The sequence below is a fragment of the Succinimonas sp. genome, assembly GCF_045225735.1.
Classification (GTDB): Bacteria; Pseudomonadota; Gammaproteobacteria; order Enterobacterales; family Succinivibrionaceae; genus Succinimonas.
Genome location: NZ_JBGVBR010000400.1, coordinates 1 through 9,716 on the forward strand (window position 1 = coordinate 1; position 9,716 = coordinate 9,716).

Below are 9,716 nucleotides of genomic sequence, written 5' to 3' on the forward strand. Positions count from 1 at the left end.
CATTCGGAACTGGTGGAACTATATGGGGAAGGAACGTTATCCCAAAGCTTCAAAGCTGTATATTACAGATGACGGAGGCGGAAGCAGCGGGTATTGCTGCAGACTTTGGAAATATGAACTTCAGAAGCTCGCAAATGATCTGGGCTTTCCAATTGAGGTCTTGCATTTTCCACCGGGAATTTCAAAGTGGAACAAGACAGAACACAGACTGTTCAGCCAGATAACGAGAAACTGGCAGGGCAGACCACTGGACAGCATAGAGGTTATTGTCAGCCTGGTTGCCGCTGCAACGACAGACGCGGAACCTGATGGCGGTGAACCGGATGTACAGCGCGGCGTTGCTGAAATGGAATACAAAACAGGAACCGAGGTTTCAGATGAGGAATATGCCGGTATCAGGCTTGTCAGGAATGAGTTTTGCGGCCATCTTAATACACCATATTCCAGCAATGAAATGCGCCGGTTATTTGCAGACTGTTCCTGATTGAGCAAAAACTGCAGGCAGCAAACAGGGCGGCAGTACATGAGGAAAAGCTGCGGGATTAAGCTCTGGCAGCTCCGGGACGGAACTCAGAGAATAGCGACAGCAGCGGACGGAATAATACAGAATCAGACGGAATCAGACGAAAACAAACAGAAAACGCCGGGAGATAAAGCCGGCGCAGGTAAAAGTGACTAATTACGGTCGCCGGGGAAGTATCCGGCTTCAGGAGAACAACCATGGGAACATACGCCAACATAACAGTTACGCTTTCCGACGGCAGCAAGGAACAGCTTAAGACCGGTGACGGCCATCCTTCCATTCTGGGAGAGGCTCTGGTCAGCGCCGGCTTCTGGAACCGAACCTCGGAGGGTATTCGGGCAGCTGACGAAGAAGCGGTGATGGATTTCTTTACTGAAGAGATGGGGGCCGAGGAAGGGCATCGGGCGTTTCCGGATTATGAGTATTTTATCGAGCCCGGGGATTTGCTCCGCTGCTACTATCGGGACACGCAGGAGCCGGAAGGTATTAAGCATCCTCTCATAAGCTCCTTCGTAGACAATGATGATATCGATAATGCGGATATCAAGGATCTCTTCCGGCAGCTTTTTGATGATTTTGTAAGGCGGAAGGAGAGTCAGTCCGGGGGAGAAACCGCATCCGTTAATACCGCGCCTGATTCCAGAGGGAGCAATGCTCCCGTGCCGGAAGAGTCAGCAGCGGAAACAGCGGCAGCAGACGAGACGGCCGCGGCAGCCGCTCCGGAAAATGAGTCCCTTCCGGAAACCGAAGACACGACGGCGGAAACTGCCGCTCCCGAGAGCGGAGAAACAGCGGAAGAGTCAGCGCCGGAATCGGTACAGGAAGATGAAGCGGAAGCGGCTGATGCCGGTGACAACGCTGAAGACAATGCCGGAGACGAAGATCCGGAAGATGCCTTTTATGCCATTGCCGGGGCCGATGCCTCTGTTTATCCCGCTGCGGTTTCCGCGGTTACCGGGGGATCCTCCGATGCCGAGGCGGATACTCCGGCTCCCAAGTGGGTCAGCCGCTACTTTGAGATCGCCGGACTGGTAGGAACCTGGTCCAAGGATCCCTCTACCAAGGTGGGGGCCATTATTGTGGGGGACAAGGGACAGATCATCTCCCAGGGCTATAACGGTTTTCCCCGGGGTGTCCGGGATACTCCGGAGCGTTACAACAACCGGGAAATGAAGTACCGGCTGGTGGTGCATGCGGAGATGAATGCCATTTTAAATGCCTTGTACAACGGTTCCTCGGTGGTGGGAGCCTCTATCTACATCCACAACCTGCCGGTGTGTCAGGAATGCGCCAAGGCCATTATTCAGGCGGGTATCGCCCGGGTGTTTATTGATACCAGCGTCAATGAGCGCTGGGGCGAGGCCTGGGAGATTTCCAAGACCATGTTCAGCGAATCCGGGGTGCGGTGCTATTACTTTGATGCCCGGGAGATGAAGGTAGACAGGATTATTTGATATTCAGGGCAATGACAGGCATTGAATTTAATGCTGCGTTTACGGGAGTGACTCTTTATGGAAAAAAGAACGGTTCTGCTTAGTTTTCTGGGGAAAGCCAAATACGGAGAAAGACGCTACATCTTTCCCGGCGAGTTCAGCTGCGATGATACCTTGCCGGTGGCTGCCGTATGGACTTTTTTAAGGGACTTCCGCAGGAAAAGGATAACTGACTTTATCATTGCCGGCACCGCAGGAAGCTCCTGGGGAAACTTAAAGGCCTGGTTTAACAGCAGCCTGAAGCTGGGACTGCCATATGAGGTTCAGAATTGTCCAGATGAGATCACTCCGGAGCAGCTCCGGGAGGAAGAGGATCTTCTCAACCGGGAGATCGGCGAACGCTGCGGAGTTCAGTTCAGACTGGTTCTCCATGAGAGATATTCCTGTTCTCTTGATGAACAGTTTTCAGTTGTGCGCGGAGTGCGGGATCTGGTTCCCGAGGGAGCGGATCTCTTCATTGATGTTACCACCGGTCTCCGGGTTATGCCTATGGCCGCTCATGCTCTGGCTCTTTGTCTCAAGGAAACCAGGGATGTCTCGATTCAGGAGGTTTTTTACAATCGGGATAGTTCTAACAATAACAAGAGAGACACCACCGGAAGAACGGAACAGGTAAATGACTGGATAAACCGGATCAACGGCCTGGCAGCAAGCGAAGATACCGCTTTTGCGCGGCAGAAATTAAGCGCGTTAAGGGAGCTTTTGCATAACGTGGGGGTTCCCAAAAAAGCAGCGAGCGGATCGCAGAATACGGCCGCTAAAAAGCTTCAGCCCAACAATGTTTGCATTTTGAATCCTTTGTCCGCATATGTCCGCACTGCCGATATGGTTAATCGTTTCATGCACTCCGGAGATATCGGAGTGTTTCAGGATCTTAAGCTGGCAGCTGATTTCAGATCGGGGATTAAAGAAGCCGGCAGGATCATGAAGTATTGCGAGTACAGCGAAGCCAGAATGACCCTTCCTCGGGAATTCGAATCCCTCGTATCTTCTTTGGATGATCCCTATCTTAAATTTTTTATGGGATACATGACCGACTGGGTTTCAGAGGAAAATGAGCCCGCATTTTTCCGCGGCATGGCGTCAATGTATGCGTCAGTGGAGAACTATATTTACGCCATGATGGCAACTTATCATGCCATGGATCTGGAGCTTAAGGCGCACGGTATTGATCCGAGAAAGTCCAGCAAGGCGAAGAACAATTATTTGAAAAAGAACTACCCTTATCCCGAGGGCATGGGCGGAAAAAAATCGAAAGGAAAATCAAAATCGAAACAAAAATCAAAAGTAACCCCTTATCAGGATTTTATGCAGGTATTCCGATCGGCCCTGGTGCACAAAGATTCCTCCGGGATTGGCATGAAAAGCAAGGATTTTTATCTGGATCTGGAGGAGTGCCTAGATGCTCTGGGGGTGGAACTTCGTTCAGCCAAAGCTGATGTTCCGGCATCACGCATGATGGTGTCATTTCTGGGAGCGGGGGACTATACCAGAACTGATTACGAATATTATGATCCCGCCAGCGGAAAAACGGACAGCAGATACAGTCTCAGTAACAGTCTGTTTCTGGGGTGTTCCATGGCCAGAAGACTTCGGGATGAAGAAGGTCTTGCCAAACTCCTGGTGGTCGGAAGCAGTTCCAGCTCCTGGAATGTCTTTCTGAAGAGCTTCCTGGAGCAGTTTGAGTTCTCAGACGGTGTCCGGGAGGAACTGGAAAAGGCTCAGGCAATTCTCAGCACCATAGAGGGAGAATTTTCTTCAAATGATCTGCAAACCTTGGGGGATATTCTCAAAACCGCCTCCGATGATATCGGGATGGATGTGGAGATGCTGGTGATATCCTCCGATATTGAAAACCAGGAGGAGCAGCAGAAGCTGTGCCGGGAGCTTAATGAGCGTACGGAGTTTAATGCCAGTCTTTATATTGACCTCACTCACAGCTATCGGATCATGCCGGCCCTGATGTTCGGAGTGCTGGCCTATATGAAGTCCTTTAAGGGCATCACCGTTGAGAAGATTTTTTACGGAGATTTCCCGCTGATTTCCGATGCTGTGAACAGCACCGAAGGCGCGTCAGGTCTTATCAGAGATCTCAATAGCTTAAAGCGCGATCCCGCAAGCTACGACCTGCTGAAGCCCGAGGTGGATCATCTGTTAGCGGATATTGCTCCGGTATGTTCCAGGAGCTATGTCTATGACATGAAGAATCTGGATCTCCTTATCGATTACAGCATGGCTTTAGGAAATTATGCTACTACCGGAAAAATGAGTTTTCTGCTCCCGCTGATAAACGGCGAGTTCCATTACAATTCGGATGGCGATAATCGCAGGGAACTGGCGGAAAAGTTCAAAAGCGGCATGCGTCTTCTGGGATTATCCATGTTTAATGATGCTCGTTCTCAGCTCTTGCCGGTTTATCGGGAGCTTTGCAGTAAAATTCACGATCCGGTTTTAGAGCTTCTGGAAAGCGACATCAGAAATTCCCTTTCCTGGGTAGAGCACAGCGGTAATTCTAATGTCGCTGTTCTGCTGTCCATGGGTGAGACCATGCTCAGAAACGGCAATGATCTTGAAAGCCTGCTGTATGCGTATCAGGGGTTGCAGGATCTGGACACCATTATCTATAACAGCGTCAAAAAAGTTTATTTACAAGAGAAATGTCAGAGTTCTGCAGTGTTTTCTGAGATAAACGCATTTTTGAAAAATCGGGATATGCAGATTGGTGCTAAGCACAAAGATTCGACATTTTACGAGGAGCTTTGCAAAGGCAAACATCTAATAAACATCTGGACTGAGGTTAAATACACAAATTTCTGCTCGGCTATCAACTATTTCATTTTTGGCGAAAACTGGAATTCTATTAAGAACTCCAGAAACAATGTTGTTCACGGTGAGAAGCTGAGAAAGAAAGATATCAAAAAAGCCCAGCAAGCTATTATGAAGGTGGTTACTTTCCTGAAAAATCAGATCCCGGCAATTGAGAGCATGACGCCGGAAAATGTTTGCCAGACTTTGAGCTCCCTTAAAGAGTCCTATGCCGGCTGGAAAAATGACGCCGGTGAGGCGCCGGACAAGGAGCAGAAACCGGACGAGGGTGATGCCTGTCCGGAGACTGGTGAGCCGCAGGCCTGAACCTGAGAAAGATCTTCTCATGGTTTAAGCAAAACAGCATCCCTCCTCCTTGCCGGAGCTTGGCACGGGAAGGTTTGTTGGGTGCTGTTTTTTTTGCTGTGTTAATCGTCCTTATTGCAGGGAGATATCAGGAGAAGAGACAGTACCCGGGATTTTGGTGACTGCGATCTGGTAAGCATCTGTTTTAGCGTACCCCCATGAAAATAAGCTTTGAGCGGCGATCTTGATTCTGATTCACGATTTATTTTAGTTGCATTTTACTTGGTAAGCGCAAATGACTCAAAATTCAGCGCCAGACATTGGCAAACCAGACATTGGCAAACTATCCTACCAGTACAAAGGCAATTATAAGTATGCCAAGGTACCCGGGGTGTCATTTCGGGAAAATGGCAAGGTTCGGAAAAAGGGAGCGATATATCTTGGCAGAGTAATTGATGAAGAAAACAATATTTTTTATAACAAAGAAAGAGGATTTTTTAAATACGATATTGCTAATAATCAATACCTTCCGGCTCCTGAGGGTTACACCGGAGCTTTGAAAAACGACCAAAAGAAAACTAACCTGATTTTAGATTACGGGGATGCGTTCTTTATTAGTGAAATACTTCGCATAATGCATTATGATAAGGCGCTCCATAAAATCGGATATAGTAATAATGACACATTATATTCAATGATATTATTCTATGTGCTTACTGATGTGTCCTGTTTGCATTGTAATACCTGGTATGAAGGTAACTTTGCCAGAATATTATATCCCGATGCGGATTTGCGTTTGCAGAATATCAGGGATTTTCTGTTATTCTTAGGAAAAGAGGAAGTCAGACAAAAATATTTCAAATCTCATATAGACTGGGTAAAGGAAAATATTTCAGATGCATCTGCCGTGATTATAGACGGCATTGGGTTATCTGACGACATGGAGACTGATCTCAATCATATAAACAATTATGACAATAACAGCGCTAAAGATGGCAATGAACTCAGATTAATTTCAGCCGTTCAGCGTGATTCAGGTTATCCGTTAATATTCAGAACAATTCCAGGAAATATTAATGAATCTCCAGCCCTGTCTAAAACTCTTGCCGTGCTGGGAGAATTCGCTGTAAATACAGATCTGGTCTTTCTTGATGACGGATGCTTGACAGACTGTGTCATCGATGATCTCTGTAAGGCGAATATGGCTTTTATTGCAAGACTGCCTGAAAACATGAAGATGCTGTACGATAGCATTATAAAAACAGGATCCGCAGATTTAAAAACAAATGATAATCTAATTGCTTTTAATGAGCGGTTTCTGCACGTAAAACAGGTTAATTGTAATGCAGGGGTTAATAAAAATGAAGTATATGCATATTTGTGCTGTGATGCAGATGCGGCTTCTGTTGAAAATCATAAAACCATAACAGAACCTGATAAATTCTCTCAAAATATATTTAAAAGCGGCAATGCTCTTCATGAGACCTTTGAGCCATCGGGAATGTTTATTCTTATTTCATCGCAGCTTCTTAAAAACGATGAAATTTTAACTCTGTATTGCCATCGCCTCAGGGCAGAGCAGTATTTTGATTTTGGAAGATGCTGGAGCAGATTAAATTCGTTAAGAACTCATAATGAAGAAATAGCGCTGGGGCACATGCTTCTTTGCCAAATAGCAGCAACAGTCAATTTGTATGTGCAGAAATTTAATCTGACATATCGTGCATTAGCAGATCTGTATTTAAGCCTAAGAAATCAAAAATGCGTGGTATGCTCTAGTAAGATAATAACAAGCGAGGCACAGAGTTCGGCAGCATTCTTATATAAACGTTTTAATATTAATTATCTAAATTACTACATAAAACAGGGAAAATCTTTAAAATCATTTTACTCAATGCCAAATGTCATTCCCGATGATGAATGATGACATCTGTCCACCACATTCCCCCTTTTGAAGGTGGAGTACGTGAGTTAGAAAATACCCCTAGGAATTTGGGATTAACGATTTATTTTAGTTGCATTTTACTTGGTAACCGCAAATTAGTAGTATAATCTTATGCTAAAATCATTTACTGTCAGTAATTTTAAATTATTTAAAAATAAAGTAAAGATCGATTTTTCTGCAACTGGTGACTATAGCTTTAATACTGAAGCTATTACTAATGGAATAGTAAAAACTGCAATAATGTACGGAAAAAACGCCAGTGGTAAATCATCTCTGGGGCTTGCAATTTTTGATATCGTAGCCAATCTTACTGATCATTATGTTGACAGATATCAATACATAAACTTTCATAATCTTTACTCAGATAACGAAATCGTTTCTTTTGAGTATGTTTTTTCTTTTAGTAATGCAGATGTCATTTATTCTTACACAAAAAACTCCGACGGAAGACTGATTTCAGAAAAACTTTCCGTTGGTGACATGGTTTTTGCTGAATATAATAGAATAAAATCAAACAAAAAAGTAAATTTAAACTTTAAAGGTTCTGAGAATGTTGTTTTAAACTTAGAGCGACTGAATTTTTCAATTATTCGTTTTGTTAAATCAAATATTCTGTTAGCAAATGATAGAATTAATAAAATATTTGAAGAATTCTATGCTTTTGTGGACAAAATGCTTATGTTTTGGTGCCTTGAAAATAGAGGTTTCATAGGTTACTCCCCTGCTCCAAAACAGTGTATTGCAGAAAAGATTATCAAAGACGGCCTGTTCTCTGATTTGCAGAATTTCTTTAAAGCTGCGGGTTTTGAAGATGTGCTTGATCATGCAATCATGAACGGCCAAGAGCAGCTATTAATAAAATATGGCAATAACAAAACCTTAGATTTCAATCATGCTGCATCTTCCGGCATGAAATCCCTTTTGCTCGTATATTTCTGGTTAAGAGATATTGCAGATATAACTAAGTGCCCATCATTCATTTTTATAGACGATTTCGATGCTTTTTATCATTTTGAACTTTCGTACTTCATTATTGAACGCTTGAAATCATATAACTGTCAAGTACTATTAACTGCTCATAACACTTCTGTTTTTACAAACGATCTGCTTAGACCTGATTGTTATTACATTTGCTCCAAAGACGAAATTGTCAATGCGCGCAATGCTGCCAAGCAGGAATTACGCTTTGGACACAATCTCGAGTATTTTTATAAAGGCGGTAAATTCGGAAAATGATTCTATTTATTTTGAAGGAAGAAACGCCATGACAGGTATCCGGCAATTCGATAACAGCGCCTGAACACGGCGGAATAAGAGCCGCAGATCAGGCTCCGGTTCCGGAGTCTCCTGAAATCAGGCAGAAACTTCCTCTTCCTTATCAGCTATGGTTTCCGCAGCTTCCGGGGAATTATCAGGGAACTTTGAGATGATGGTCAGCAGACGGGCGATGAAGCGTTCCAGAAGAATCTCCTTCCGCGGTTCCTTTACTAGCTTCGTGAATTTTCCGAAATCGATAATGAGCGCATTCAGTCCCCGGGGATTTGCTTCTCCGATAATCCTTCCGCTTAAACCTTCATGCGGGAACATCTGAAACATCCAGGCCCACCGTTCAGGATCCTCCATACCGCTGTTTTGGGTAAAAATAACAGGAATGAAGACACTGATTTCAGGAATTCCCAGCTTTCTTGCGATCTCCTCCCGGTGATTGCAAAGAAGCGCCCAGTAGTAAGGATAGTATTCCTCGGCCGTGGCATCGGAAGCATCCATAACCACTCCGATCAGGGTACTGCCGACCGCGCATGCCGCATCAAACTTAATAACCGTCTTCCCGCGGATCATTCTGAAACCGAATGTCAGTCGTTCGGTCGCCGCCCCGGCATCTTTTCTCAGAAAACGGTTCGCCACCGTACTGGAAAACTGTTTAAGAATCTCTCCGTTCATGAGGTACCTGAAACAGGCCTTCCGGGTTTTTATGCTTTTAGGGAGATTCCTCTCCATGTCTTCCAGCTGTTTAAGGATATCTTCCTGCTGAGAGAATGCTGCGTTCTCGGGAGTATTTCCGGAATCCTTGTTTTCATTCAGATTATCCATCTGTGTATCTTCCTTGTTGTTTCTGTCTGTTATCGGGCATTATGCCCGCTCCAGGCAAAAGCCGCAAAGCCATTTTTCAAAAAAACGTCCGGCTTTGGAGCTGTCATAAGGAGGATCCTCACAGTTATCCGGCGCTGCCGCTCTCCCCAGATTTTAACTGATCCCGAAAATCCTAATAAGTCTGACCGGAAATTGAGGATCAGATTGTTGAGAAAGCGATCTTAAATGGCGTAACAGGAGGCGCGAATTTTGACCACAAGGGCGGATCCGTTTAGTGTCGGAAACACTGATATCAAATCCGGCGTGTCCGGAACAGACAGTGCTCTGTGAAAAAGCCCCGGAGTTTTGATTCCGGGGCTTTAAGGGGGTTCAGCTGCACATGGCCGCTTTGCTATTTGTAAAAGGCCTGTACTGCCTGATAGAGACTGTAGATATCGTACTTGGCAGCCAGTTCAAAGGGGGAATGCATGGCCAGAATGGGCACTCCCAGATCCACAACGCTGATATCGAATTTGGCGATGTAGAGGGCCACGGTGCCGCCGCCTCCGGCATC

The 9,716-nt window shown here is 45.3% G+C and carries 5 protein-coding genes and 2 pseudogenes; 5 read left to right on the top strand and 2 right to left on the bottom strand.

The genetic code is table 11. From position 1 onward, the window contains the following. The 5 genes and pseudogenes from ACJROR_RS14155 to ACJROR_RS14175 form a co-directional block, all read left to right on the top strand. Positions 1 to 453 (top strand): annotated as a pseudogene (locus ACJROR_RS14155) (ISAzo13-like element transposase-related protein); the annotation flags it as partial. A 267-nt stretch (positions 454 to 720) separates the two neighbouring features. Next, positions 721 to 1,977: a deoxycytidylate deaminase gene (locus ACJROR_RS14160; protein WP_406547667.1), complete on the top strand. Its 1,257-nt coding sequence runs from the start codon at positions 721 to 723 to the stop codon at positions 1,975 to 1,977. 57 nt (positions 1,978 to 2,034) lie between these two features. Beyond that, entirely contained in the window at positions 2,035 to 5,148 is a 3,114-nt protein-coding gene (locus tag ACJROR_RS14165; protein ID WP_406547668.1) for a CRISPR-associated DxTHG motif protein, read from the top strand. 274 nt (positions 5,149 to 5,422) lie between these two features. Continuing rightward, positions 5,423 to 7,051 carry a transposase gene (locus ACJROR_RS14170; RefSeq protein ID WP_406547669.1) on the top strand — a complete coding sequence of 543 codons (1,629 nt, stop codon included), beginning with the start codon at positions 5,423 to 5,425 and terminating at the stop codon, positions 7,049 to 7,051. A 132-nt stretch (positions 7,052 to 7,183) separates the two neighbouring features. Beyond that, a complete protein-coding gene (locus tag ACJROR_RS14175; protein ID WP_406547670.1) occupies positions 7,184 to 8,308 on the top strand; it encodes an ATP/GTP-binding protein in 1,125 nt (374 codons plus the stop codon). 117 nt (positions 8,309 to 8,425) lie between these two features. On the opposite strand, the gene ACJROR_RS14180 is transcribed toward ACJROR_RS14175, so the two are convergent. After that, the gene (locus tag ACJROR_RS14180) at positions 8,426 to 9,163 is read right to left on the bottom strand and encodes a hypothetical protein (protein WP_406547671.1); all 738 of its coding nucleotides are present in this window, start codon (positions 9,161 to 9,163) and stop codon (positions 8,426 to 8,428) included. 391 nt (positions 9,164 to 9,554) lie between these two features. Beyond that, a pseudogene (locus ACJROR_RS14185) lies at positions 9,555 to 9,716 on the bottom strand (aminopeptidase); the annotation flags it as partial.

Excerpts from the sequence above, each read along its gene's own strand:
- ACJROR_RS14160 (WP_406547667.1), top strand. The coding sequence starts at position 721 with ATGGGAACATACGCCAACATAACAGTTACGCTTTCCGACGGCAGCAAG.
- ACJROR_RS14165 (WP_406547668.1), top strand. The coding sequence starts at position 2,035 with ATGGAAAAAAGAACGGTTCTGCTTAGTTTTCTGGGGAAAGCCAAATAC.
- ACJROR_RS14170 (WP_406547669.1), top strand. The coding sequence starts at position 5,423 with ATGACTCAAAATTCAGCGCCAGACATTGGCAAACCAGACATTGGCAAA.
- ACJROR_RS14175 (WP_406547670.1), top strand. The coding sequence starts at position 7,184 with ATGCTAAAATCATTTACTGTCAGTAATTTTAAATTATTTAAAAATAAA.
- ACJROR_RS14180 (WP_406547671.1), bottom strand. The coding sequence starts at position 9,163 with ATGGATAATCTGAATGAAAACAAGGATTCCGGAAATACTCCCGAGAAC.